Source organism: Hyphomonas sp. UBA3195 (assembly GCF_002366485.1).
GTDB lineage: Bacteria > Pseudomonadota > Alphaproteobacteria > Caulobacterales > Hyphomonadaceae > Hyphomonas.
On record NZ_DEXB01000003.1, the window covers coordinates 80,040 to 102,794 of the forward strand.

Here is a 22,755-nt window from a genome sequence, read left to right on the forward strand (position 1 = left end):
TCCTTAGAGTTCAAGAGAGGCGAAGGCCATGAAAAAAGAAGGTCATCCCGACTATCACTTCGTCACCGTAGTGATGACAGACGGAACCGAATATCAGACGCGCTCCACCTATGGCAGCGAAGGCGACCGCCTTGTTCTGGACATCGATTCCAAATCGCACCCGGCCTGGACCGGCGGCGACGGCAAGATGCTCGACCGTGGCGGCCGCGTCTCGCGCTTCAAAGACAAGTTCAAAGGCTTCATGTAAGCGTTCTTCGCTTCGCATGATGCGTATAGTGGAAAGCCCCGGCCTTTTGGCCGGGGTTTTTCCGTTTGGTCCCTATTTCCAAAATTGACCCCACATCTGACCGGTTTACCCTCGCTTAACCCGCCATCGCCAGCGTGCGCCTCACACTTTCAGGACGCACGAACATGTTGCGCGGCATTCAAGTCAAATCTGCCCTGTATTCCGTGGCGATTCTTGCCGGCCTCGGCGGCGCAGCCGCGCTGGCAGCTCAGGCCGCAATCGAACAGGACGGCCTCGTCTATTGGTCCGACGGCGATTCCGGGCGCCTGCCAGGCGGCACCAAATTCCGCCTGCATGGTGTCGACGCGCCTGAGACGCGCAGTCTGAAACAGCGTGGCGGGGCCGACTGCGAAGCCGAACGCGAACAAGGTTATATCGCCAAGGAAAGGGTGATCGAACTGACTCGTGGCAAGGAAATAGCTGTGACACGCGATTATGGTCTCGACCGATACAAGCGGCTCGTCGTTGATATCAGCATCGATGGTGAAGATCTCGCCACGCGCCTTGTGGCCGAAGGCAACCACCAAGTCTGGGACTATGATGGCGGTGCTCCAAAGCCAGACTGGTGCAGCCCGCACCGTAGATTGACAACATCTGGCCAAGTCAGCCCGTAGTTCTGCAAACCAGGCCGCTGCATTGCCCCGTAGCGTTCTTGTCTCTAGGTTCTGCCCAGATCGTACGACAGGAGCCACGCCAAAAATGATTTCCCGGAAGACGGCCGCTGCCGCATCAGTCCTGCTTGGTAACGCAGTCCTGTCCGCGTGCAATGACCCGTCCCCGGCCCGCACGGCGGCACCGGAAACCGCGCCACCAGAAAATTCACTGCAAATCGAAACGGACCCCGCCCTGACAGGCAATGAGGTCAGCACGTCGGCCGGCGTACGCATCCTGACGGCAGACAAGCGCGTCGCTGTACTCGCCGGTCATATTGAGGCAGGCTTGGCACTCTACCGCGCGGGCGCGCCAGACCTCGCAGCGGCGCAACTCAATCACGCGGTGTCGCTTGAAACCCAATCGGAACGCAACGGATTTGGCGAATTTGGCTTCGACACCGGCGTCTATGAGACTGTTCACGCCGCCGCAACAGCCGGAACACCCGCAGAGGACGTTGAAGACGCGCTCATTGCCGCCAAGGCCAACCTTGCCGAGACGCTGGAGGCGACAGGCCTCGAACAGCTGGATCTTGTTCTATTCCTGCTGGAACTTTGCGGCGACGAATATGGGGTCGGCGTTATTGATGCCGCGATCGACCGCGCCCCGGCCTATCAAGCGTCATATGGCTATGCGGCGACCGCGCGCGACGTGGCCCGTAATATGGAAGGCGCGGATGACCTGGTGCTGGAACTGGAATTGCTGGTCCGCATGTGGCCCGGCGACGGTCCGGTCATGGTCGATGCGGTTGCGCCTGAACCGGCCATGGGAACCCAGATCGCCCGGGCCCGACTGGCAGCCTCAATTCTTTAGCAGTGCGTCGATAAATCCGACCGCTTCGATAGAACTCCAGTCGGCATCCCCGGCCAGGCGCGCAATCTCCACGCCACTCGCATCGTACAGGATCGTCGTGGGAAAGCCCTGAACGCCACTATCGTAGACGATCTCATACTGTTCCGGCGTTGCGCTGTGGAACGTGATGTTGCTCGCACCCAGTTCACCGAGGCGCTGCGCGGCATAGGAAAGGTCTTCTTGGGCATCAACACTGATCGCAACCACTTCAAACCGGTCCCCGCCCCGCGCTGTCTGAAGCGCTCCGAGCGACGGCATTTCCTTTTCACAGGGCGCACACCATGTGGCCCAGAAATTCACCAGGACGACTTTCCCCATGAACGCATCCAGCGAAACGGCTGAGCCGTCTTCCAGATAGAAGGGCGCGTTTGAGGCGGATGTTCCAGCCTGAGAGAAATCAAGTTTCTCGATTTCGCCTCTCGCATAGGCTTCCAACCTGTTTTCTGAAGGTTTTCCACCCCCTGCGCTCATCAGCGCATAGACAATTGCGATCAGGCCGATCAAGAAGAGGGCGATATAGGCCAGACGGGTCATGGGGCGCGGTCTCCAACACGAGTTTGAAGGGATATGGCAGTGACGACAGGCAAAGGCCAGACAATGTGGGGCGGACGCTTTGCCGCGACCCCGACAGACATCATGGAAGAAATCAACGCATCCCTCGATATTGACCGCCGGATGGCCGCTGAAGACATTGCTGGAAGCCGCGCTCATGCTGACATGCTGGCTGAAATGGGCATCATTTCCACGGTCGACAATGAAGCCATCCAGGGCGGCCTTGATACGGTTGCCGAGGAATTAAGGAACGGATCGTTCCCTTTCCGCCGGGAGCTCGAAGACATTCATATGAATGTCGAAGCGCGCCTGAAGGAGCTGATTGGCGAACCCGCAGGCCGACTGCACACGGCGCGATCGCGCAATGACCAGGTCGTCACCGATTTTCGCCTCTGGACCCGCGGCGCACTCGACGAGGCCATGCAATTGGTCGCTGGCCTGCAGAGCGCTCTGGTCAGTCGCGCCGGCGAGAATACAGAAACCGTGATGCCGGGATTCACGCACCTCCAGACCGCACAGCCCGTCACACTGGGCCATCATTTGCTGGCCTATGCCGAAATGCTGGAACGCGACCGCTCGCGCCTGCTCGATTGTGCCGAGCGTTTGAATGAGTGCCCGCTGGGCTCTGCGGCGCTGGCTGGCACCGGATTCCCCATCGACCGAGACATGACCGCGGAAGCCTTGGGCTTTGCCCGCCCCATGGCCAATTCGCTGGATGCGGTGTCGGCGCGCGATTTTGCACTGGAGGCACTGGCGGCCCTGTCCATCGCTGCGACGCATTTGTCTCGCCTTGCCGAAGAGATCGTGCTCTGGACCAGTGCACAGTTCGGATTTGCGCAGCTCACCGACGCCTGGTCGACAGGCTCGTCCATCATGCCGCAAAAGCGCAATCCGGATGCTGCCGAACTGATCCGTGCCAAGGCCAGCCTGATTACAGGCCTCTACAGCTCCCTGCAGGGCGCGGTCAAAGCGCTACCGCTGGCCTATGCCAAGGACCTTCAGGACGACAAGCGCCTGACCTTTGAAGCCTTCGACACCTATAATCTTTGTGTTCGCGCCATGACCGGCATGATCGAAACGATCCGTTTCAAGCCCGAGAATATGCGCGCGGCAGCCGCGAAGGGATTTTCGACCGCCACCGACCTTGCTGATTGGCTGGTTCGTGAGCTGGGTCTTCCGTTCCGGGATGCCCACCATGTCACGGGCCAACTGGTCGCGAAGGCTGAGGAGAAGGCCTGCGATTTGTCAGATCTGACATTGGCCGACATGCAGAGCGTGAACTCCGAAATTACCGATGCGGTATTCGATGTGCTGACAGTTGAGGCGTCTGCCTCATCTCGGACATCTTATGGCGCTACAAGCCCTGTTCGCGTTGCCGAACAAGTGGCACAGTGGAAACAGAGACTTCGACTGGAGTAGTCATTGATGAAACGCCCTCTTCTTCTCGCTGCGGCGCTGCTCGCATCTACCAATCTGGCCGCGTGTGGCCTGACCGGGGATTTGAAACGCCCTGACCCGCTTTGGGGTGAGCCAACCGATGGTCTGGAACCCGCTGAATTGCCGGACCAGAATCAGAACAACCTGCCAAGCCTACCGGACCGTGAAGACGAAGGCAGCGATACCGGAGCCGATGATGAATTGCTCGGCGGCGCTTAGGAAGCATTCCATGAAATCACCCAAGCCAGTCTCCGCCGCGCGATGGATCGCCGGCATTACGGCCTTGTGCCTCGGCGCCGCATGCCAAAGCCAGCCAACGGCTCTGGTTGTCGAGGCGGTTGCACCCGTCGAAACGGTTGAACCGGTCGCAGTGGCGACGGAACTCGACACGACCGAACCAGACGGCCCGATCACCAATCAATGGGGCGGCGTCATCCCAGACGCCAAACCGACGACGCCCATAGACAATGGCGCGCTCGGCGAAATCGAGTAATTCATGCACCACTTTACTTATCAGGATGGCTGCCTTCATTGCGAAGGTGTGAATCTCAACAAGATTGCAGATGAAGTGGGCACGCCCTGTTATGTGTATTCATCCGCAACCCTGGTGCGACATGCCCGCGTCATCGCGGCGGCGTTCGAGGGGCAGGATTGCCTGATCGCCTTTTCGGTAAAGTCGAATGGCAATATTGGCGTCCTGTCGACACTTGCCCGCGAAGGCTGCGGCGCAGACGTGGTCAGCGGCGGCGAGTTGCAGCGCGCCCTCAGGGCAGGCATCCCCGCCGAGCGGATAGTGTTCTCAGGTGTGGGCAAGACCGCCGAGGAAATGCAGCTGGCCCTGCGTGCAGGCATTCACCAGTTCAATGTCGAAAGCGCCGCAGAGCTTCGGCGCTTGTCAGAGGTTGCCAGCATGACCGGCGCAGAATCGCCTGTGGCCATCCGGGTCAATCCGGATGTCGCGGCCGGCGGTCATCCGAATATCTCTACCGGCAAAAAAGGCGACAAGTTCGGCGTGCCGTGGAGCGATGCGGAAGACCTCTATGCTGAAGCCGCCACCCTGCCCGGCATCCGGATTGTGGGCGTTGATGTACATATCGGCAGCCAAATCGGCGATCTTGTCCCGATGCGCGCCGCGTTCGAAAAGGTCGTGGGCCTCACCAAACGCCTGCGTGAGGCCGGTCATGATATCGGCCGGATCGATCTCGGCGGTGGGTTGGGCATCCCCTACAAGGACAGCGACGCGCCAGCCCCGCCATCTGATTACGCGTCGATGATCGCTGAGGTGACACAGGATCTCGGCGTTCAGGTCATTCTAGAGCCCGGCCGCGTGATCACGGGTAATGCAGGAGTCATGCTCAGCACGGTTCTTTATGAGAAAGCCGCGCCGGAGACGGATTTCCTGATCATTGATGCAGGCATGAACGACCTCATGCGTCCGGCGCTTTATGATGCGCACCACGACATTCTGCCGCTTAATCAGGCTGGTGCAGGCGCAGAGCGCAAGACCTACGATGTGGTTGGCCCGATCTGCGAGTCGACCGACAAGTTTGCCAAGGGCCGCGAAATGACTGCTGTCCGCCCCGGTCAGCGGATCGCGTTCATGTCTGCAGGTGCCTATGGCGCTGTGCTGTCATCCTCTTACAATGCAAGACCGCTGGTTCCGGAAGTGCTGGTAAACGGGTCGTCATTTGACATCATCCGTCGCCGCCCGGACTTTGAAGAAATGATCGCCCTCGAAAAGGTTCCTGATTGGCTCACAAAGACGGCATGAAGGCGCTCAACGCCAAGGTTTCCGCCACGCGGCGGAAGCTGATGGTCTACGCCTTCTTCAAGGCGTTCTGGCCCTTCCTGACCTTTGTTGCGATCTTTCTCGCCATCGCCTTGGCGGGCGTCATTGATCGCATGGGCTCGGCCATGGCCGCTGTGGCGACGATCCTGTTTCTCGGCGGGTCTATCCTCTTCATCCTGCAAGGCGGACGGCGCTATACGCCTGTCAGCCGCGAGGATGCAGCTCGCCTGCTCGACCGACAGTCAGACCTGCGGCCTGTCTCGTCGCTAACCGACCGCCCGGCGAGCGTGAGCCGAGGATCGCAGAAGCTGTGGCAGAAGCATCGCCTGCGCCTGTTGAAAGAAGCCCAGCGCCTGAAACTGCCGTCCCTGTCGCGCGAGTGGAGCCGCCTTGATCCATACTGGATGCGCGCGGTCCTTCCGGCACTTCTGGTCCTGATGGGCGTTTTTGCGGGTACGGATGCGAGCGCGCGCCTGCATCGCGCCCTGTTTCCAGATTATGGCGCCCTGGTTGGTGCAGACCGCATGGTGGTCGAAGCGTGGATCACGCCCCCTGAACACACGGGCCGCGCACCCATTTTCCTCACTCCAGAACTGCTAAATGTCCGCGTACCGGAGGGCTCGGAAGTCACCTTGCGCACCGAAGCGCATAGCGCGCCGAAATTGGTTCTGAAGGGCGAAGCGACACGTAAGCAAAAATTCGAACCGACCCCCGATGGCGCCTTTGAAGCCCGCGCCCGGATCATGGAAGACACGCGCCTGTCGGTAAACTGGTGGGGCGAGCGCGCAAGCTGGCGCCTACTGACCTCGCCCGATGATGCCCCTGAGGCCCGCTTCGTGAAAGCGCCTGAAATGGGCCGGCAAGACCGGACCGAAATTTCCTGGTCGGTTTCTGATGACTATGGCGTCTCGGCCCTGGAATTGCGGATCACTCTGCAAACCCCAAATCCAGCCGCGCCAGATGACGCAGACCATGTCGCCGTGCCGTTATCTGGTGCGGCGCCGACATCGGCCGAGGACATAACCCAACTGGACCTGACCCGTCATCGCTGGGCTGGTATGCCGGTGACGCTGCGCCTGGTCGCCACAGATGGGGCGGGACAGACCGGCCTGAGCGAACCGGTCGACTTCAAGCTGCCGGAAAAACTGTTTCTCGATCCAATCGCGCGCGTTGCTCAGGAAGTGCGTCTGACTGTGCTGCGCGAACCTCGCGACTATGCAGAGCTGGCAAAGAATGAAGACGCATTGCGCCAGGATGCACTGAATGTCACGGCGTCAAACCGCCTCGGGACCGCGCCGCCTGATATCCAGAAGGCCGCCCTGATGCTCGATGCCATGACCTATAAAGGCGAGCGTTACATTCGCGATCAGGGCGTGTACCTCACTTTCCGGACAGCCAAGGGTATTCTGGATGCAGCGGCCACGAAGGATGAGGCCGAACAGGTTGATCCCCTGCTCTGGGCACTAGCTCTGCGCGCGGAGTATGGCAGCGCCGCAGATGCCCTGAGACGGCTGGAAGCGGCGCGGCGTGCACTGGAGCAGGCCTTGCGGGACGGGGCCTCTGAAGACGAGATCAAGCAGCGGATGGAAGCCTTCCGTGATGCGGCCAATGAATACCTCGCTGCCAAGATGGCCGAGGCTATCGCGAATGGCGGCGAGCAGCCGCAAATGCAGATGGATCAGGAAGCGATGTCCGGTGGGCCCGATCTCGGCGGGCAGGATTTCGAAGACATGCTGAATGCGCTGCAGGACCTCACGGAGACCGGCGCAACGGATCAGGCCCGGCAGCTGCTTTCCGACATCACGAACATGCTGCAGAATCTCGAATTCCAGCAGGGTCAGTCCGGCTCGGGTGGCATGCCGGGCATGCCCGGTCAGCAAGCCGATGGCGAACAGGAAGACCTGCCGCCCGAAGAACAGGAACTGACCGATGCCATGCGGCGTCTGTCGGAAATCCTGCGGGAACAGCGCCAGCTGAATGATGACACGCTGGCCCAGGAACGTGGCGAGCGTCCCGGCCAGTCTGGACAGGAACAGGGCGGCCAACAGCCAGGCCAGCAGTCCGGGCAACAGTCTGGCACGCAGCAGGGACAGGATTCCGGTCAACCCGGTGGCGGAGAAGCCGGTAGCGGTCAGACTGAAGCCCCACAAGGCGGCGGAGAGGAGAACGGCGAACGCCCCGGTAGCGGCGGCGGCGAATTTGCCGAAGGCAATGAGGGCGAAGGTACAGGGCCGGGACAATCGGAGTCACTTGCCGAGCGACAAGCCCGGCTGGGACGGCTGGTTGAGGAGTTCGCCCGCGAACAGGGTCTGGGCGCCGGAATCGAGGGCGAGAACGCCCTGGAAGGCCGGGTCGATCCGGACGCGTTGGAAGATATTCGGCGCGCCCAGAGACAGGCTGAAGATGCGCTTGAGCGTGGCAATGAGCGCAGGGCGGCACGTAATCAGGAAATGGCAACAAATGCCTTGTCTGAAATTTCGCGTGACCTTGCCGAACGGCTCGACACGCTGGAGCGAGAACGCAACGGACAGGACGCCCAGCAAAGCGACCCATTTGGGCGCCCATCGGGCGGGCCGGGAAACAGCGGTGAAGAGGTCAATATTCCGGACGCCACCGAACGCCAGCGCGCCAAGGACATCCTGGAAGAATTGCGCCAACGCTACAATGAATCCGATGATGAGGAAGAGCGCGAATACCTTCGCCGCCTGCTCGACCGGTTCTGACCTTGCCCTCCCGTCCATTCCCTGCCTTGATGCGGGCGAGGACGGGAGAACATGATGGCTGAACGCTGGACCTACACACATGGCCTGAAGGATCTGGGAAACGGGCTCTATGCCTGGCTGCAGCCGGATGGCGGATGGGGTTGGTCCAATGCTGGCCTGATCCGGGACGGTGACCAGTCTCTGCTCGTGGACACGCTGTTCGACATGCCGCTTACCCGCACCATGCTGGGTGCGATGCAGGATGCGACCGGTCTTGCGGCAGAGGACATTGGTGTCATCGTCAATACGCACGCAAATGGCGATCATTGCCATGGGAATGGCTGCTGTCCGCAGGCGGAGATAATTACGTCAGAGGCCAGCGCCAGGGAAATGATCGAAGTCCCGCCTGCCATGCTTGCCCAGTTCAAAAAGCTCGGCGGACAGCTCGGGCCTGCCGGCAGCTATTTTGCCGACATCTTTGCGCCGTTCGATTTCGATAGTGTGGAAGAGCGCGCGCCGACTCAGACATTTACAGGCCAAATGGACTTGAAAGTCGGTGACAAGGCGATTGAGTTGATTGAAGTCGGCCCGGCTCATACAGCTGGCGATGTGCTGGTGCATGTGCCGGATGACAAGACGGTCTTCACCGGCGACATCCTGTTCATTGAAGGCACTCCACTGATGTGGGCTGGCCCGGTCTCCAACTGGATCGGCGCTTGCAACCGAATTTGCGAGATGGATGTCGATGTTATCGTTCCTGGGCATGGTCCGGTGACGGACAAGGCGGGTGTGCGACGCGTTGCCGAATATCTGAAATTCGTCGACACAGAAGCGCGCAAGCGATTTGAAGCTGGTCTAAGTGCGCGCGACGCTGCGCTGGATATTGCCCTCGGGGACTATTCAAGCTGGGGCGACGCCGAACGCATCGCCGTCAATGTCGATACGCTCTACCGGGAGTATCGCGGGGACGGCGTGGTTACACCCGTGATCGAATTGTTCGGCCTGATGGCTGAAGTGCAAGAGACACAGCGCGCCTAGCGGTTGGCGCCCGGCACCCATTTCACATCATCTGCGCCATTATTGTTTGCGACACGGCCTGCGACGAAAATCCAGTCTGACAAGCGATTGATATAGGCAAGCGCCTCAGGGCTGACGATTTCGTCTTCCATCGCAAATACTTCCGCCACTTCCCGCTCGGCCCTGCGGCACAGCGTCCGCGCGACATGGAAGTGCGCGGCGAGATCACTGCCGCCCGGCAGGATGAAGCTGTCCAATGGGGCGAGATGCTCGTTCATCGCGTCGATTTCGGTTTCAAGCCGTTGCACCTGACTTTCAATGATGCGCAACGGAGTCCATTCCAGCGGCTTGCCCCGCTCTGGCGTGGCAAGGTCGGCGCCGAGATCAAAGAGGTCATTCTGGATACGGCGGATGGCGGCAAGCATATCACCCTCGGCCTTGAGCGCGGCCACACCGAGGGCGGCATTGGTCTCGTCCACCGTGCCATAGGCCACAACACGCGGGTGCCATTTATCAACAGGCTCACCCGTCGAGAGGCGTGTCTTTCCCTTGTCTCCGGAGCGCGTGTAAATCTTGTCGAGCTTGACCATGTTGCTGCCCTCAGAATCCTATCTTGATGGCACCAACCACCATGCCTAGACCGACGAGCAGCGCGATCACGATAGCCTGTACCAGAACCCGCAGGCGCATAAGCTTGTTGGAACGGCTTGCCTGATTGTCATCGGTCCGCGCCAGATTGGCGATGCCGAGCCCCAGCACGATTACCAGCGCCGCAAGCGCGATGTAGAAGCCTGTCATCAGAATGGTTTGCATGAGGCAGCCTTTCAATCAGCATGAAGGTGAGAGCATAGAGCGCGACAGACGGTTTGCCACGCGCAAAGCGTCGCGGGGATCAGCTGCCGCTTTCCATGCGTTCCGCCAGAGACGTAATCCGGCTTGCCGCCTTGACCAGGGCTTCGGCGGCCCTGGCTTCGCTGGTGGCGCTGCCGGGCGCTGAGCGGCGCGCTGAATCCAGTTCGTCCAGCAAGGCCAGCGCCGTGATCAGCAGAAGGCGCTCATCGCCAATATCACCCACCGCGCCTGCGATCTGGGTAACTCGCGCGTCGAGTTGTTTCGACAGGGCCTCGATACGGCTTTCCTGTCCGGGCGCGCAGGCAATGGAATAGGACCGGCCGCGCAACTGGATATCCGCTTTAGCCATCCTGCTGCCCTTCCCGGCCGATCGCCGCGCGGACTTCTTCAATGGCTGAGCCAAGTGCTTCGCTCGCCTCGTCGGCAAGCGCCTGCAATTGCTGCTCACGCGCCAGCGACGCATCAAGCTGCTGGGCAAGGTCAGAACGGTCAGAAACGAGAGCGGCAAGCTCAGCTTTGATCACGTCCGGATTGCCGGCGCGGGCCATCAGACTGTCGAGCGCGCCTTCCAGTCGTGACAACGCCTCGTCGAGCTGGCGGATGGCAGGATCGATTTCACTCATATACACAATGAAGTAACGGTATTATCCCAATCCGCCAAGCGACTTGACGCAACGGCCTTAGTCTGGCCTACGACTTCCGCAAACCAAAGGAGACCAGCAGAATGGCTGTCACGAACCGCGACATGGCTAATGCCGTCCGCGCCCTATCCATGGACGCCGTCGAGGCGGCCAAATCAGGTCATGTTGGCCTGCCGCTCGGCATGGCAGATGCTGCAACCGTACTGTTCCGGAAATTCCTGAAATTTGACCCTACCCAGCCTGACTGGCCGGACCGAGACCGGTTCATTCTGTCGGCGGGCCACGGCTCGATGTTGATCTATTCGCTGTTGCACCTCACTGGGTACAAATCTGTCAGCCGGGACGACATCCGCAATTTCCGTCAGCTGGGCGCCAATACGCCGGGCCACCCGGAAAACTTCGTCACCAAAGGCGTTGAGACGACCACAGGCCCGCTTGGCCAGGGCATCGCCACCGCCGTCGGCATGGCGATGGCAGAGCGCCATCTGAATGCGCGCTTCGGCGACGACCTCGTTGACCACAAGACGTATGTGATTGTTGGCGATGGCTGCCTGATGGAAGGCGTCAGCCAGGAAGCGATCACGCTCGCGGGCCACATGAAGCTCGACCGCCTGATCGTCCTCTGGGACGACAATTCGGTCACCATCGACGGCAACATCGATGTCGCAGATTCCACCGACCAGTGCGCACGGCTTGAAGCCTCCGGCTGGATCACCCGCAAAGTGGACGGCCATGACGAGAAAGACGTCGAGGCGGCCCTGAAATGGGCCCAGAAACAGAAGCAGCCTGTTTTCCTCGCGATCAAGACCATCATCGGGTATGGCGCGCCGAAGCTGGCCGGTACCGGCAAGGCTCATGGCGGTCCTTACGGCCCCGACGAGATCGCCGGTATCCGTAAGAACATCGGCTGGCCTCACGCGCCATTCGAAATTCCAGACGCCATCGAAAAAGCCTGGAAGAAAGTCGGCGAGCGTGGCGTTGAGGCTCGCAAGGCCTGGAAAGAGCGTCAGATGGCCTCCCCGCACAAGGGTGAGTTCAATGCGGCCATGGCCGGTCGCCTGCCGAAAAATCTCTCAAAGGCGATCATCAAACACAAGAAGGCTGTGGTTGAAGGCGGCGAGAAGAAAGCCACCCGTCAATGGAGCGGCGCGGCACTGGAAGTCATCACCAATCTCGTGCCCGAAACGGTTGGTGGTTCAGCTGACCTGACGGGGTCCAATAATACTCGAACCTCTTCAACCACGGCAATGACACCGTCTGACTGGGCCGGTCGTTATGTACATTATGGTGTTCGCGAACATGGCATGGCTGCGGCGATGAACGGTATGGCGTTGCATGGCGGCATCATCCCCTACTCCGGCACATTCCTGGTCTTTGCAGACTATAGCCGCGCCGCAATCCGACTTGGCGCCCTGATGGGCGCTCGCGTGGTACATGTCATGACCCATGATTCCATTGGTCTTGGCGAAGACGGCCCGACCCACCAGCCGGTTGAGCAAGTTGCCTCGCTCCGCGCCATGCCGAATATGCGGGTCTTTCGCCCTGCAGATGGCGTTGAAACGGCCGAGTGTTGGGAAGTGGCGCTCAGCAATGCCGAAGGCCCCGCCACGATGGCACTGACCCGCCAAGGACTGGCCCCGTCGCGCAAGGAGCATACGGACGAAAACCTCAGCGCACTCGGTGGCTATGTGATCTCTCCATCAGGTGTGAAGTCGCGCGAAGCTGCCGTGTTGATCGCGACCGGTTCGGAAGTGGAGATCGCCCTTCAGGCCCAGGCCGACCTTGCCAAAGAGAAGATCCATGTACGCGTTGTGTCGATGCCATGCATGGAATTGTTCGCTGAGCAGGACGAGAAGTACCAGCGTGACACACTCGGCGGTGACCTGCCAAAAGTGGCGGTCGAAGCCGGCGTGCGCTTTGGCTGGGATCGTTGGCTTGGACCTAAAGGTGCCTTTGTCGGGATGGACGGTTTTGGAGCGAGCGCGCCTTACCAGAAACTGTATGAACACTTCGGCATTACCGCAGACAAGGTGGCCGAGGCAGTAAAGAATCTGATCTAACTGGTCTTGAATAGGTCCATCTGGCGAGGATCAATGTAGCGTTTACGGCGTGGTTTGGTCCGGCCAGACCGGAAATAGAGATCATCGGTATGATCTTCCACCGGCGGCTGTTCAGCCGCCGGTTTTTTCTTGGGTGCCTTCGGCAAAGGCATGATCCCCGCCTGATCGACCAGCTTCCACCAGGTCACAGCCAGGACAGGGTTGCCCTCATTGTCTTCGTATTTTTGGAGATGCCCGTGTGGGCCATTTTCACCTGCATGCGATGACAAGTAGGCCTCGGCCTCTTCTTCGGTGACATCTATCCAATCGGTCGCGAGCGAGTCGATCTCGTGCTCTGGCACCAAGGCTTCGGCCTCTGCGCGTGTACGCGCCACTTTCACGCCCGGCTTCAGGGCGTCTTCTACACGTGTCGCAATGGGAAAGGCATGACTCATGAGGGTCAGGTAAGCAAGCCCGGTGCCGCCGTCCAGCCAGTATCTGCCGACTGGGTCAATCGCATGGCCGCCAGACGTGCCAGTCGCAGGGTGACGGCCTTGCGCCGAGCTGCCGACAATTTGTCTTCTGGCGCCGCCCGAACTACCGCCCCGCCAAATGCGTCGGCCACGATCAAGCCGGTTTCATCCGGGATCAGATCGTGCGGAAAATCGTTGGCGACCGCGAAATAGAGTTGGTCGCAATAAGGCAAATATTCCGGCCATTTAGAATCCGCGCGGAAATCGGCAATTGAGGATTTCACCTCTACGATCCATATCTCACCGGACAGGCCAATCACCGCGATGTCCGCTCGGCGATTGTTGGCTAGGCTCATTTCCGTCACGCCAAAAAAGCCGAGCCCGCCGAGCAAGCGCCGGGTTCCTCGGACGATTTCGCCCGCCCGCGTGTTCGGAACACCAAGATCTGCCAGATCCGTCATGAGTCCTTCAATTTTGTTCGCCCAATGTTCCGAAAACCGTAAGGTCGATGCCACCTACAGGTCAAGCCCACGCTGCGTCGGTGATCGCGCTCTCCATAAAGTGATTAAAATCGGGAACGAATCTGATCCAGCGCGCGCTCTTGCCCGTAGAGACTGTGTTAGTTTGGCAACAAGCCACCTCGCAGAAGGAGATGACCCGTCATGGCAAACGCCTATAGCTCCAATGGCCCGGCGGATCGATCATACGTCAAGAAGGCCATGAAGACCCCCATGCTGGAAGCCGAGCATGAACTGGAACTGGCCCGGCGCTGGCGCGAGGAAGAAGATGAACGCGCACTTCATGAGTTAACTCGCGCCTATCTCCGCCTTGTCATCGCAATGGCCTCGAAATTCCGCCATTACGGCCTTCCCATGCCGGACCTCGTCTCCGAAGGGAATGTCGGCCTGATGATGGCCGCGGCCCGCTTTGAGCCCGATCGCAAGGTGCGCTTCTCAACCTATGCGAGCTGGTGGATTCGTTCTTCCATTCAGGATTTTGTGCTTCGCAACTGGTCTATCGTACGAACAGGTACGACCTCTTCACAGAAATCTCTTTTCTTCAATTTGCGTCGCCTGCGCGCCCGAATCGATGATACTGGCGACGGTGTGATGACCAAGGAAAACCGGACCTGGATCGCCGAACATCTCGGCGTGCCGGAACGGGATGTCGAAAACATGGCGGCGCGCCTATCTGCGTCTGACCGATCCCTGAACGCACCCATGGCCGTTGATGGCGACGGTGAATGGCAAGACTTGCTGCCTGATGCCGCGCCCATTCCGGAGCAACAGGTGATGGAATCGCGCGACTCGACACGCCGGAAGGAGTGGATCGCCAATGCGCTGAAAGCACTTAACCCCCGTGAGACGCACATCATCATGCAGCGACGCCTGTGCGAAGACTCCGTCACGCTGGAAACGCTAGGCCACGAACTTGGAATCTCCAAAGAACGTGTACGGCAGATCGAACATCAGGCGCTCGGCAAACTGCGTCGCGCGCTCGAACGTATTGTGGGAGACCCGGACGAATCCGGCCTGCTGCCCGGCACCTAATTGGTTGGAGCTTCCACCAATTCAAAATTGAGCGGGTGGGATATTTCCATCTCGTCCCCTCGCACATAGCCGCGCGCCAATACACCCAGCCCCAGCGCCTCCTGACACAAAGATGCCGCGGCCGTCTGGATCTGCAGCCGGAGTGCCGAGTTCTGCAGCGACAAGTCACAGACTGCACCAAACCCTTCAGCTCCCCGCATACCGGATACCTGTCCGCGCACGAGCTGGAAGCCTTCATAGGCCTTCGGTAAATCGCTGGCATAGGGAATGCGGTATTCCACAGCACGCCACAGGCCGATCTCCTCGCGACGCGCATCACGCTCAAACTTCAGCAAGGGCGCATTTGCCGCCGCAGTGTCCGGGTAAACACGCACGCGGGCCCCGCCCCTCTTCACCATCTCGGCGTTAAGCCAGAGCGTCGGCCCAAGCGCGTCAACAATCTGGGCATGGGCCACAGTGCCCGGTCGTAGCGGTCACGCGTCAGGCCTCCATAGTGGAGCTGGACGTCCCGGCCGAGCACTATGTCTTCCATCATGCGCTTGGACTCGGTAGGATAAGGTTGCGGCGCGTGATCCCGGTAACCTCCCGAAGGCGCCTCGATCCCGACTAGCCGCACGCTTTGCCCGGTATCGAGAATGATCGTGTCGCCATCAACAACGCGCACAACCCGGCCGCGCTCTCCCGGCTCCAGACTGTCCAGCGGACCCGGCGCACCGCACGCAACAAGGGTCATGCAGCCCATCTTCAATCGCGCCATACCAATCGCCCATCCTCAGCGTCGCAGCGCAGAACCGACAATTGGCGACTTCAATCCTTCCGGTTATTCCCGTATAGCCGACCCTACTCAAGCGGTCCCGTAGCTCAGCAGGATAGAGCAACAGATTCCTAATCTGTAGGTCGCGCGTTCGAATCGCGCCGGGATCGCCAAACGGAGTTTGGTATGTGATCGGAAACATCGCAAAGTACCATCTCAGAAGATGGTGAAGTCCGTCGCAACAATGCCAGCATGCTTTCAAGTGAATAAGCATCCGACTTCTACTGCAAGCTCAACACAACGGCCGAAAGCTGGAGATAAATCTGGTGCATGGACCGCGCAAAAACGCGAATAAAAAGCTCACATTTAACGATATTTGAAGATCGCATACGCAAGGTAAACCTCGACGTTAAATGAATTGCCGATGGGGACGGGTTCAGATGAGCGAATCCAAGACGCCAGTATTTGTGTGTCCTGAGGACCAGCAAGCCTTTGCCAAGGTGTATGAGCATGCTGATACTGCCAGCCAGTTGATTGCAGAACATGGCACGCCGCCATTCCCCAACACATTCGCGCTGATGTATGCGTATGCAGCAAAGTCCGACAACAAGGTTGTGGTTGCGGTCGACGAAATGCTGGAGCGGGGCGCGCTTTGCCAATATGAAATCGACGAAGTCTACAACATGCATTTGCGCCCTACCGACGATCACGCCAAACGCGAGAACATCGGACGGGAAGTTGAACAGCAACTCTCAAGCATCCTGGACCTTGTGGGTACCAGTATGGAAAACAGCGACCAGTTCGAAGTTGCGTTGACGCAGATTGAACGCGGCCTGTCTGATTCAAGCTCGTCAGCTGCTCTCTCCTCTGCCGTTGCGCGCCTGATGTCGGAAAGTCGTCGGATGACCGATCAGAGTCGTCGCCTCAGCGATGGTCTAATGGCCTCAATGAAGCAGATCGAACGCCTGCAACATGAGCTCGAGGCGGTTCGCAATGAAAGCATGCGCGACCCGCTCACCTCCATCTACAATCGACGCGCCTTCGACCTACGCCTCGCCGCAGAAGTTGAGGCGGCAAACAAACAGGGTTCGAGCCTCTGTCTGGCAATGGCAGACCTTGATCATTTCAAACGCGTGAACGACAATTTCGGTCACCGGGTAGGAGACGAAATTCTGAAGATTTTTGCTTCAATCGTCACCAACAACATCAAGGGCAAGGATCTCGTAGCGCGCTATGGGGGCGAAGAGTTCGCAATTATCTTACCTGCAACAGGCCTGCAACAGGCCACCCGGTTGATTGATCGCATCCGTGAGCAGATGTCTGAAAGGAAGCTCGTCCTGAAGGGAACCAAGACACCCATCGGCGCCATCACGGCCTCGTTCGGCATTGCCCAGCACCAGCCGGGTTTGACCGTTAGCGGCCTGATCGAGCAGGCTGACCAGCGATTGTACCTGGCCAAGAGCAACGGCCGTAATCGTGTTCAGTCAGACGATCTGGCCTCCAACGCTGCTTGATTTGCACGCCAGCATGATCGACGTCATGATCCCGCACGCATCTGAATAAGCTGGTCTTCGGAATTCAGTATCCGTTTGAGCTCTTCTCGCGCAGCATTGAACCTTTGTTGCGCATCCGCAATCTCCGACCGCTTGCGATCCATATCATGCAGAACCCGTCTGGAATGACCGTATCGGCTTGAAAGCATCATTGCGTGCACATCTCCGCCCGCCTGGTCAGCACTGGCGAACTCCTCCTGCAATGCATCCAGTTGCTTCCCAAGATCGCGCAGCTCGGTTTGTACAATTGCAAGGGATTGCTCCGCTTTCTGTCGCTTCAGCGCGACGAGCTTGAGCAATTTCGGGCGAGAACCTGTCATTGGGCGCCCCCGGTCTGCTTGCGAATGCGATCGACGAAACTGATTGCAGCTGCAACGGCTGCGAAATGGTCAGGATGGATTTCCTCATCAATATCTACCAACCGGTAGATGGACCGAGTCGACGGTGGATCCCGGTAGATTGGGATATCATTGGCCGTGGCAGTTTCGCGAATCTTGGCAGCCAGATGGTCGACACCCTTGGCGACACAGACGGGTGCACGGCCCCCCTCCGGATCCCATTTCAAGGCCACGGCATAGTGTTCCGGGTTGACCATGACGACGGTCGCTGTTTTGACATTCTGCATCATCTGGTTCCGACTCATGCTGGACGCCTTCTCGCGCCGCTTCTGCTTGAGCTGAGGATCGCCTTCGCTTTGCTTCTGCTCCTTTTTAATGTCCTCTCTGCTCATCTTGAGCTTGTTGGAATGCAGCTGCCGCTGCAGCGGCAGGTCAATCGCAGCGAGGACGAACTGAAACACACCGAAGATAAGGAACAGCGTCAGCACCTGGCCAAAGGTGAAATTGAAGAAATCGCTGAGCTCCACCGCACTACTCGCATAGTAATGCTGTGCAAACCCATACAGGAACACAGCCGCGAGCCCGCCAGCAAAGAACATTTTTGCCATATCCTTCAGGAAGTCCAGCAGACCCTTTGTACCGTACTTCTTCTTCAGGTTTTCGGTTGGCGAAATCTTGTTGAACTCGGGTTTGATCTTCTTCGCCGAGAAGGCAATCGATTGCTGGATAACCAGCGTGGCGAGTACAAGGGCCGCCATGATCGCAAACAAGGGTATCACCTTGACCAATGTGCGCGCCAGCCAAGCTTTCGTTGCTCCGCCACCGTCGTTGAAAACGTCCGCCGCATAGCTGTCAGCGTGATACATCAATGCGGAAAATTCGCTGAACATGGCCCCCGCCACAACGGCACTGAACATGATGGCAGCGATGATAACGCCAGCGAACAGGGCAAACGTATTGGCTTCCTTGGACTGGGCGACATTCCCTTCGCGACGCGCCTCACGTCGCTTTTGTTCGGTGGCCTCGAACTCCTTCTCGCCACCACCTGATTGATCCTCGGCCATTGCCTACCTCACCACCAGCCGATCGAACCGGAGACCCGATCCATCCAGACTATCAGAATAGTTGACACCGAAATGGCCAGAAGCACAAACCCCGCTCCGATCATAAAGGGGGCGCCCACAAATGCCACCATCAGCGATGGCAGCGCCTTATTAATAAAGCCGAGCGAGATGTTGTAGAGCAGGTTGATCGCCACAAAGGGCCAAGCGATCAGCACGGCAAACTTTATGGCGTTGAACATGCCCTCAATGACAAAGGACTGATCGAACTGCGTGAGCCCCCCAACCGGAATTTCGATGTATATTTCAGCGAGTCTAACAAATACGCTGACATGGTAGTCTGCCGACAAGAGTAGGACGGCACCCGCCATGGCCAACATGTTCGAGACCACCGTCTGCGCCTCAGCATCCAGCGCAATGCCGAGCATTTGCGAAAGCCCGATCGTTTGGGCGATCAGTGATCCGGCCATGTTCAGAATCCAGATGGATGTGCGCAGCAATACACCCAGGCCCAGCCCGATTATGGTTTCCGCCCCCAGGAGACCGACAAAGTTCGCAATTGAGATATCAACAGGTGCCGTGACGATGCCGGACATGGCAAACAGGGTGGCCACGCCCAGTAACAGCGACATGCGCACACGCATCGGCACGGTCTGGTCGCCAATCCCCGGCATCAGGAATACGACAAAGGTCAACCTGGCGACGATCAGCATGAAAAGGATAATCCAGGCCGAAAGTTGTGGCCCGATTGGAAGTCCTTCCAGCATCAGACGACGCCGACGATGTACGGCTTGCTCTTGGAACCGATTTCCTCATACGCCAGAACGGAGTTGCGCACGCCCTTGCTCGCCAGAACAGTTTGCAGGAAACGTCTCCGACGGGACGAGGTTGCCACGGAGGCAACAACACCTTTCTGAGCCATTTCGTTCAACTTGGCCTGCACCGCTGTCGTCAGTTCTCCAAACATTTCTGGAGGCAGGGCAATATCCGATCCGCCATCCTCGCGGGAGATTTCGTGCTCGTTGAACTTTTGTTCCCAATTGGTGGAGAGCTGGAGCAGCGGAAGGCGGCCTTGACCGTCCTGAAGGCGATCGACAATCTGGAATCCGAGCCGCTGGCGAACGAGTTCCACAATGCGCGACGGCGCGCTTGACTGGGCTTTGACCTCGGCAATTGTTTCAACAATCAGGAACAGATTACGAATCGACACGCGCTCCTCGAGCAGCAGGCGCAGCACTGATAGCAGAAGTTCAGGACTAACCTTCCCGGGAATGTATTCATCAAGGAACCGCCTGTTGGACGCAGCACGTTCGCTGTCGCTGATATGAGTCAAGGCATCCAGCGTGTCCAGCATAACCATGCGTGTAAAGACGAGTGTGAAGTTTGCCTGAATGACTTCAAGCATGTGAGTCGCGAGAACTTCCGTCGGCTCGACCGCTGGGATACCAGCAGCAGACAGCTCTTGCTTCTTTGTACTTGGCAACCAGCGGGCGGCTGCCTTGTAAACGGGTTCTTTGACCTTCTCACCCTGTAGGTGTGGCAGTTGCCCATCTTCCATCAACGCCAACAGCGAGCCCGGGCGCACAAGACCTGTATCTACCCGCACACCTTGAATTCGAATGCGGTATTCGTTCTTCCCGAGCGTTGGGTTGTCCGTCATCCTGATGGACGGCAGAACGAAGCCATATTCTTCTGCAATATACCTTCGAATCTTGTCGATTCGACTTTCAAAGCCACCTGCCCCCTGCAGCACCATGCCCACCAGATCTGGGGCAACCTCCAGGTGGATCTCGTCGGAGTGAATAGAGTCACCAATGACGAGGCTGGTTTTCGGCTCTTCAATTTCGCCAGCTTCCGCTTTCGCGGCTAGGTCGCGCTCCCGCCGGCGAATATAGAAAGATGCCGCCGCGAACGCCGCTGCAGCCAGCATGAAAGGAAGAAACGGCAGACCCGGAAACAGCGCGAAAATTGCGAGAATCCCCGACACGATCATCAGGGATGTGGCATTCGCGCCCAGTTGCGCGCCGAGCGCCAGATCGATTGCACCGTCCTCACGGCCTTTCGCCAGAAGCATTGCCGCCGACACTGATACGATAACGGAAGGGATTTGGGAGACGAGACCGTCCCCTACGGTCAAAATGGAGTAATTGTTCAGCGCCTGAGTGAAGCTGAGCCCGTGTGCGGCAAGGCCAAAGCCGACGCCCGCAACGAGGTTCAAGGCGGTGATGAGCAAGCCAGCGATCGCATCGCCCTTCACGAATTTTGACGCACCGTCCAGGGAACCCAGGAAGGAAGCTTCTTCCTGCTCCTTCTGACGACGGTTGCGCGCCTCTTCATGACTGATAGCGCCGACAGCCAAATCGGCATCAATGGCCATCTGTTTGCCCGGCATCGCGTCCAAAGCAAACCGCGCACCAACCTCCGCCATTCGGCCGGCGCCTTTGGTGATGACCATGAAGTTCACAATGACCAGCACCGCGAACACAACCAGACCCACAAACAGGTTTCCGCCCATGATGAACATGGCGAAGCCTTCGATGACGTTGCCGGCAGCGTCGGTACCCGTATGGCCCTGGCTGATGATCAGTTTGGTCGAGGATACGTTCAGCGCCAAGCGCAGCATCAGCGATGCCAGAAGCACGCTCGGGAATGACGAAAAGTCCAGGGGCTTTTCGATGAAGATACTGGTCGTGAAAATCAGAATGGCAAACGCGAAGGACGCCGTGAGACCGATGTCCATAACCCAAGCCGGGACGGGCAATACCATGATGAGAATAATCGCCATCAAGCCGATCGCGAGGATGGCGGTCGGCTTTGACAAATCGAAGAAGCGTGAGGTCGGCATGGCGGCCCTAATTCGAAATCATGGGGAGAACGGTATTATTAAAGAAATCAAGGCAAATGCGCGTCATGTACCCAAGCGACAGGAAGAACACGACGACGACGGCCAAAATCTTTGGCACGAAGGTAAGCGTCATTTCCTGAATGGAGGTGAGCGCCTGTAGCAAGCCTATTACAAACCCAAGCACCAGCGTGACAGCAAGAATGGGCAGCGCCATCATGGCCGCCGCCCAGAGCGCACCGCGCAACACTTCAAAGATGGCGAGTTCGGTCATGTGTGGCCGCCCTGATCAGACCGGCATCCGAAGCAATTCCTGATAGGCTTCAACGACCTTGTCCCGAACAGTCACGGCGGCATCAAGGACCAACTCGGCCTGAGCTAGCGCTTCGACCATGGCATGGGGATCCGCGCCGGACACAGCGGTCTGCATGGCTGTCTGCTCAGCCTCCTGCAGAGCAGCCTTGAAGGTCGAGAACCCCTCTGCCACCCCCGACTTTTCAGCCGGGTTTGTTGCTGGTTTGTCAGAAACCTGGGCCGGCTTGATCGAACCGAGCGCTGCGTATGCACTGAAGCTTACATTGGACATTCTGCCCCCCTTTAACGCCTGAGAATATCGAGAAGTGACTGGTACATGCTTCGCGCCTGCCGGAACGAGTTCAGGTTGGCCTCGTATCCGCGATTCGCTTCGCGCATATCAGCCATTTCAGTGACCAGCGACACGTTGGACGCTGTCACATATCCTTCTGCATCCGCCAGCGGACTGGCGGGATCATAACTGCGCTCGCCTTCGGTTTGATCGAGCTCGATGCGTGTCGCAATGAAGGCGTCCGCAGCAGTCGGTGCCTGCTCGACGGACAGAATCTTGCGGCGGTAACCGGGCGTGTCGGCATTCGAAACATTCTGGGACGAGATATCGATTCGTTTCGACTGGAGCTGCATACCGGAAACAGCCTGCATCATCGTGGCTTTGAGTGAGTCCATGAATTACCCTTTCCGACCAATGGCTGTGCGAAGGAGGTCAAGCGACTTTGTGTAGACTGAGACCGCCATTTCGTGCTGACCCTGCGCGTCGGTTGCGCGGAACATTTCGAGCTCGAGGTTTACAGAGTTCCCGTTCGGCGAGTTTGCGAAATCCGTCTCGAACGTCTTGAAAGCTGGGTCGCCGGCATCGACGGCTCCGCTTGATGCAGCTCGCGCGAGAAAGTCCTGAAAGGCTTCGACGTGTTGCGCCTTGTAATCAGGATCGTTGGCATGGGCGATATTTGTCGCCGATACCTTCTGACTCTCAGCAGCATGGCGCGCCATGGCGCTGTAAACATTCAGGACATCCAGATTGAGAATCGCCACAGAATCGCTCCTAGTTAAT

Annotated in this window: 29 protein-coding genes and 1 tRNA gene; 13 read left to right on the forward strand and 17 right to left on the reverse strand. The window is 58.6% G+C overall.

Annotated features, from left to right (window positions below; all coding sequences use genetic code 11):
* The first annotated feature begins 28 nt into the window (after nucleotides 1–28).
* From rpmE to B2344_RS01505, 3 genes are all read left to right on the forward strand, one after another.
* Complete coding sequence (rpmE, locus tag B2344_RS01495) at nucleotides 29–247, forward strand: 50S ribosomal protein L31 (protein WP_034814727.1); 219 nt, start codon at nucleotides 29–31, stop codon at nucleotides 245–247.
* A gap of 164 nt (nucleotides 248–411) precedes the next feature.
* A complete protein-coding gene (locus B2344_RS01500; protein ID WP_290484527.1) occupies nucleotides 412–900 on the forward strand; it encodes a thermonuclease family protein in 489 nt (162 codons plus the stop codon).
* A gap of 85 nt (nucleotides 901–985) precedes the next feature.
* Complete coding sequence (locus tag B2344_RS01505; protein WP_290484528.1) at nucleotides 986–1,750, forward strand: hypothetical protein; 765 nt, start codon at nucleotides 986–988, stop codon at nucleotides 1,748–1,750.
* Here B2344_RS01505 and B2344_RS01510 read toward each other — a convergent pair.
* A complete protein-coding gene (locus B2344_RS01510; RefSeq protein WP_206991570.1) occupies nucleotides 1,739–2,323 on the reverse strand; it encodes a TlpA family protein disulfide reductase in 585 nt (194 codons plus the stop codon). The genes B2344_RS01505 and B2344_RS01510 overlap by 12 nt on opposite strands.
* A gap of 33 nt (nucleotides 2,324–2,356) precedes the next feature.
* Here B2344_RS01510 and argH point away from each other — a divergent pair, with 33 nt between their 5' ends.
* From argH to B2344_RS01540, 6 genes are read left to right on the forward strand one after another with little or no spacing between them, the layout of a single operon-like run.
* Nucleotides 2,357–3,760, forward strand: coding sequence for an argininosuccinate lyase (gene argH, locus B2344_RS01515; protein ID WP_290484529.1), 1,404 nt, complete (start codon nucleotides 2,357–2,359; stop codon nucleotides 3,758–3,760).
* Between the two features lie 6 nt (nucleotides 3,761–3,766).
* The gene (gene lptM, locus B2344_RS01520) at nucleotides 3,767–3,997 is read left to right on the forward strand and encodes an LPS translocon maturation chaperone LptM (protein ID WP_290484530.1); all 231 of its coding nucleotides are present in this window, start codon (nucleotides 3,767–3,769) and stop codon (nucleotides 3,995–3,997) included.
* Nucleotides 3,998–4,007: 10 nt separating this feature from the next.
* Entirely contained in the window at nucleotides 4,008–4,271 is a 264-nt protein-coding gene (locus B2344_RS01525; protein WP_290484531.1) for a hypothetical protein, read from the forward strand.
* A 3-nt stretch (nucleotides 4,272–4,274) separates the two neighbouring features.
* Nucleotides 4,275–5,549, forward strand: a complete 1,275-nt coding sequence (gene lysA / locus B2344_RS01530) for a diaminopimelate decarboxylase (RefSeq protein WP_290484532.1) — start codon at nucleotides 4,275–4,277, stop codon at nucleotides 5,547–5,549.
* Nucleotides 5,528–8,290, forward strand: coding sequence for a DUF4175 domain-containing protein (locus B2344_RS01535; protein WP_290484533.1), 2,763 nt, complete (start codon nucleotides 5,528–5,530; stop codon nucleotides 8,288–8,290). Before lysA ends, B2344_RS01535 begins: the two co-directional genes overlap by 22 nt.
* 54 nt (nucleotides 8,291–8,344) lie before the next feature.
* Nucleotides 8,345–9,307 carry an MBL fold metallo-hydrolase gene (locus tag B2344_RS01540; RefSeq protein WP_290481401.1) on the forward strand — a complete coding sequence of 321 codons (963 nt, stop codon included), beginning with the start codon at nucleotides 8,345–8,347 and terminating at the stop codon, nucleotides 9,305–9,307.
* On the opposite strand, the gene B2344_RS01545 is transcribed toward B2344_RS01540, so the two are convergent.
* The 4 genes from B2344_RS01545 to B2344_RS01560 form a co-directional block, all read right to left on the reverse strand.
* The gene (locus B2344_RS01545) at nucleotides 9,304–9,876 is read right to left on the reverse strand and encodes a cob(I)yrinic acid a,c-diamide adenosyltransferase (RefSeq protein ID WP_206991574.1); all 573 of its coding nucleotides are present in this window, start codon (nucleotides 9,874–9,876) and stop codon (nucleotides 9,304–9,306) included. The genes B2344_RS01540 and B2344_RS01545 overlap by 4 nt on opposite strands.
* Before the next feature lie 10 nt (nucleotides 9,877–9,886).
* Complete coding sequence (locus tag B2344_RS01550) at nucleotides 9,887–10,099, reverse strand: twin transmembrane helix small protein (protein ID WP_034814710.1); 213 nt, start codon at nucleotides 10,097–10,099, stop codon at nucleotides 9,887–9,889.
* A 79-nt stretch (nucleotides 10,100–10,178) separates the two neighbouring features.
* On the reverse strand, nucleotides 10,179–10,487 hold the full coding sequence (locus B2344_RS01555) for a cell division protein ZapA (RefSeq protein ID WP_034814708.1): 309 nt from the start codon (nucleotides 10,485–10,487) through the stop codon (nucleotides 10,179–10,181).
* Nucleotides 10,480–10,761: a DUF4164 family protein gene (locus B2344_RS01560; protein ID WP_034814705.1), complete on the reverse strand. Its 282-nt coding sequence runs from the start codon at nucleotides 10,759–10,761 to the stop codon at nucleotides 10,480–10,482. The genes B2344_RS01555 and B2344_RS01560 overlap by 8 nt, the downstream gene beginning before the upstream one ends.
* Nucleotides 10,762–10,862: 101 nt before the next feature.
* Here B2344_RS01560 and tkt point away from each other — a divergent pair, with 101 nt between their 5' ends.
* The gene (gene tkt / locus B2344_RS01565; RefSeq protein WP_290484534.1) at nucleotides 10,863–12,839 is read left to right on the forward strand and encodes a transketolase; all 1,977 of its coding nucleotides are present in this window, start codon (nucleotides 10,863–10,865) and stop codon (nucleotides 12,837–12,839) included.
* Here the strand turns inward: tkt and B2344_RS01570 are convergent.
* Both B2344_RS01570 and B2344_RS01575 read right to left on the reverse strand, forming a co-directional pair.
* Nucleotides 12,836–13,273: a hypothetical protein gene (locus B2344_RS01570; RefSeq protein ID WP_290483085.1), complete on the reverse strand. Its 438-nt coding sequence runs from the start codon at nucleotides 13,271–13,273 to the stop codon at nucleotides 12,836–12,838. The two genes, tkt and B2344_RS01570, sit on opposite strands and share 4 nt — an antisense overlap.
* 5 nt (nucleotides 13,274–13,278) lie before the next feature.
* A complete protein-coding gene (locus tag B2344_RS01575; protein WP_290480167.1) occupies nucleotides 13,279–13,752 on the reverse strand; it encodes an MmcB family DNA repair protein in 474 nt (157 codons plus the stop codon).
* Between the two features lie 201 nt (nucleotides 13,753–13,953).
* On the opposite strand from B2344_RS01575, the gene B2344_RS01580 reads away from it, so the two are divergent.
* Complete coding sequence (locus B2344_RS01580; RefSeq protein WP_290483086.1) at nucleotides 13,954–14,841, forward strand: RNA polymerase factor sigma-32; 888 nt, start codon at nucleotides 13,954–13,956, stop codon at nucleotides 14,839–14,841.
* Here the strand turns inward: B2344_RS01580 and B2344_RS01585 are convergent.
* Both B2344_RS01585 and B2344_RS01590 read right to left on the reverse strand, forming a co-directional pair.
* Nucleotides 14,838–15,239: a hypothetical protein gene (locus B2344_RS01585; RefSeq protein WP_290484535.1), complete on the reverse strand. Its 402-nt coding sequence runs from the start codon at nucleotides 15,237–15,239 to the stop codon at nucleotides 14,838–14,840. The two genes, B2344_RS01580 and B2344_RS01585, sit on opposite strands and share 4 nt — an antisense overlap.
* Nucleotides 15,233–15,598 carry a thermonuclease family protein gene (locus B2344_RS01590; protein WP_290484536.1) on the reverse strand — a complete coding sequence of 122 codons (366 nt, stop codon included), beginning with the start codon at nucleotides 15,596–15,598 and terminating at the stop codon, nucleotides 15,233–15,235. The genes B2344_RS01585 and B2344_RS01590 overlap by 7 nt, the downstream gene beginning before the upstream one ends.
* Before the next feature lie 93 nt (nucleotides 15,599–15,691).
* On the opposite strand from B2344_RS01590, the gene B2344_RS01595 reads away from it, so the two are divergent.
* Nucleotides 15,692–15,768 (forward strand) — tRNA-Arg (locus B2344_RS01595).
* A 267-nt stretch (nucleotides 15,769–16,035) separates the two neighbouring features.
* A complete protein-coding gene (locus B2344_RS01600) occupies nucleotides 16,036–17,109 on the forward strand; it encodes a GGDEF domain-containing protein (RefSeq protein ID WP_206991591.1) in 1,074 nt (357 codons plus the stop codon).
* A 23-nt stretch (nucleotides 17,110–17,132) separates the two neighbouring features.
* On the opposite strand, the gene B2344_RS01605 is transcribed toward B2344_RS01600, so the two are convergent.
* From B2344_RS01605 to B2344_RS01640, 8 genes are read right to left on the reverse strand one after another with little or no spacing between them, the layout of a single operon-like run.
* Nucleotides 17,133–17,468 carry a hypothetical protein gene (locus B2344_RS01605; RefSeq protein WP_290484537.1) on the reverse strand — a complete coding sequence of 112 codons (336 nt, stop codon included), beginning with the start codon at nucleotides 17,466–17,468 and terminating at the stop codon, nucleotides 17,133–17,135.
* Nucleotides 17,465–18,550: an EscU/YscU/HrcU family type III secretion system export apparatus switch protein gene (locus tag B2344_RS01610; RefSeq protein ID WP_206991593.1), complete on the reverse strand. Its 1,086-nt coding sequence runs from the start codon at nucleotides 18,548–18,550 to the stop codon at nucleotides 17,465–17,467. The genes B2344_RS01605 and B2344_RS01610 overlap by 4 nt, the downstream gene beginning before the upstream one ends.
* 8 nt (nucleotides 18,551–18,558) lie before the next feature.
* The gene (locus B2344_RS01615) at nucleotides 18,559–19,314 is read right to left on the reverse strand and encodes a flagellar biosynthetic protein FliR (RefSeq protein ID WP_051607787.1); all 756 of its coding nucleotides are present in this window, start codon (nucleotides 19,312–19,314) and stop codon (nucleotides 18,559–18,561) included.
* The gene (locus B2344_RS01620) at nucleotides 19,314–21,392 is read right to left on the reverse strand and encodes a flagellar biosynthesis protein FlhA (RefSeq protein WP_290480170.1); all 2,079 of its coding nucleotides are present in this window, start codon (nucleotides 21,390–21,392) and stop codon (nucleotides 19,314–19,316) included. The genes B2344_RS01615 and B2344_RS01620 overlap by 1 nt, the downstream gene beginning before the upstream one ends.
* Nucleotides 21,393–21,399: 7 nt before the next feature.
* A complete protein-coding gene (locus B2344_RS01625; RefSeq protein WP_034814684.1) occupies nucleotides 21,400–21,663 on the reverse strand; it encodes a flagellar biosynthetic protein FliQ in 264 nt (87 codons plus the stop codon).
* 15 nt (nucleotides 21,664–21,678) lie between these two features.
* Nucleotides 21,679–21,975 (reverse strand): flagellar hook-basal body complex protein FliE, encoded by a 297-nt coding sequence (locus tag B2344_RS01630; RefSeq protein WP_206991595.1) that lies wholly within the window; start codon nucleotides 21,973–21,975, stop codon nucleotides 21,679–21,681.
* Between the two features lie 11 nt (nucleotides 21,976–21,986).
* Nucleotides 21,987–22,370, reverse strand: coding sequence for a flagellar basal body rod C-terminal domain-containing protein (locus B2344_RS01635; protein WP_206991596.1), 384 nt, complete (start codon nucleotides 22,368–22,370; stop codon nucleotides 21,987–21,989).
* A 3-nt stretch (nucleotides 22,371–22,373) separates the two neighbouring features.
* Entirely contained in the window at nucleotides 22,374–22,736 is a 363-nt protein-coding gene (locus tag B2344_RS01640) for a flagellar biosynthesis protein FlgB (RefSeq protein ID WP_242517420.1), read from the reverse strand.
* Nucleotides 22,737–22,755: the final 19 nt, after the last annotated feature.

Coding starts and splice junctions, on each gene's coding strand:
- rpmE (WP_034814727.1), top strand. CDS start 29: ATGAAAAAAGAAGGTCATCCCGACTATCACTTCGTCACCGTAGTGATG.
- B2344_RS01500 (WP_290484527.1), top strand. CDS start 412: ATGTTGCGCGGCATTCAAGTCAAATCTGCCCTGTATTCCGTGGCGATT.
- B2344_RS01505 (WP_290484528.1), top strand. CDS start 986: ATGATTTCCCGGAAGACGGCCGCTGCCGCATCAGTCCTGCTTGGTAAC.
- B2344_RS01510 (WP_206991570.1), bottom strand. CDS start 2,323: ATGACCCGTCTGGCCTATATCGCCCTCTTCTTGATCGGCCTGATCGCA.
- argH (WP_290484529.1), top strand. CDS start 2,357: ATGGCAGTGACGACAGGCAAAGGCCAGACAATGTGGGGCGGACGCTTT.
- lptM (WP_290484530.1), top strand. CDS start 3,767: ATGAAACGCCCTCTTCTTCTCGCTGCGGCGCTGCTCGCATCTACCAAT.
- B2344_RS01525 (WP_290484531.1), top strand. CDS start 4,008: ATGAAATCACCCAAGCCAGTCTCCGCCGCGCGATGGATCGCCGGCATT.
- lysA (WP_290484532.1), top strand. CDS start 4,275: ATGCACCACTTTACTTATCAGGATGGCTGCCTTCATTGCGAAGGTGTG.
- B2344_RS01540 (WP_290481401.1), top strand. CDS start 8,345: ATGGCTGAACGCTGGACCTACACACATGGCCTGAAGGATCTGGGAAAC.
- B2344_RS01545 (WP_206991574.1), bottom strand. CDS start 9,876: ATGGTCAAGCTCGACAAGATTTACACGCGCTCCGGAGACAAGGGAAAG.
- B2344_RS01550 (WP_034814710.1), bottom strand. CDS start 10,099: ATGCAAACCATTCTGATGACAGGCTTCTACATCGCGCTTGCGGCGCTG.
- B2344_RS01555 (WP_034814708.1), bottom strand. CDS start 10,487: ATGGCTAAAGCGGATATCCAGTTGCGCGGCCGGTCCTATTCCATTGCC.
- B2344_RS01560 (WP_034814705.1), bottom strand. CDS start 10,761: ATGAGTGAAATCGATCCTGCCATCCGCCAGCTCGACGAGGCGTTGTCA.
- tkt (WP_290484534.1), top strand. CDS start 10,863: ATGGCTGTCACGAACCGCGACATGGCTAATGCCGTCCGCGCCCTATCC.
- B2344_RS01570 (WP_290483085.1), bottom strand. CDS start 13,273: ATGAGTCATGCCTTTCCCATTGCGACACGTGTAGAAGACGCCCTGAAG.
- B2344_RS01575 (WP_290480167.1), bottom strand. CDS start 13,752: ATGACGGATCTGGCAGATCTTGGTGTTCCGAACACGCGGGCGGGCGAA.
- B2344_RS01580 (WP_290483086.1), top strand. CDS start 13,954: ATGGCAAACGCCTATAGCTCCAATGGCCCGGCGGATCGATCATACGTC.
- B2344_RS01585 (WP_290484535.1), bottom strand. CDS start 15,239: ATGGTGAAGAGGGGCGGGGCCCGCGTGCGTGTTTACCCGGACACTGCG.
- B2344_RS01590 (WP_290484536.1), bottom strand. CDS start 15,598: ATGGCGCGATTGAAGATGGGCTGCATGACCCTTGTTGCGTGCGGTGCG.
- B2344_RS01600 (WP_206991591.1), top strand. CDS start 16,036: ATGAGCGAATCCAAGACGCCAGTATTTGTGTGTCCTGAGGACCAGCAA.
- B2344_RS01605 (WP_290484537.1), bottom strand. CDS start 17,468: ATGACAGGTTCTCGCCCGAAATTGCTCAAGCTCGTCGCGCTGAAGCGA.
- B2344_RS01610 (WP_206991593.1), bottom strand. CDS start 18,550: ATGGCCGAGGATCAATCAGGTGGTGGCGAGAAGGAGTTCGAGGCCACC.
- B2344_RS01615 (WP_051607787.1), bottom strand. CDS start 19,314: ATGCTGGAAGGACTTCCAATCGGGCCACAACTTTCGGCCTGGATTATC.
- B2344_RS01620 (WP_290480170.1), bottom strand. CDS start 21,392: ATGCCGACCTCACGCTTCTTCGATTTGTCAAAGCCGACCGCCATCCTC.
- B2344_RS01625 (WP_034814684.1), bottom strand. CDS start 21,663: ATGACCGAACTCGCCATCTTTGAAGTGTTGCGCGGTGCGCTCTGGGCG.
- B2344_RS01630 (WP_206991595.1), bottom strand. CDS start 21,975: ATGTCCAATGTAAGCTTCAGTGCATACGCAGCGCTCGGTTCGATCAAG.
- B2344_RS01635 (WP_206991596.1), bottom strand. CDS start 22,370: ATGGACTCACTCAAAGCCACGATGATGCAGGCTGTTTCCGGTATGCAG.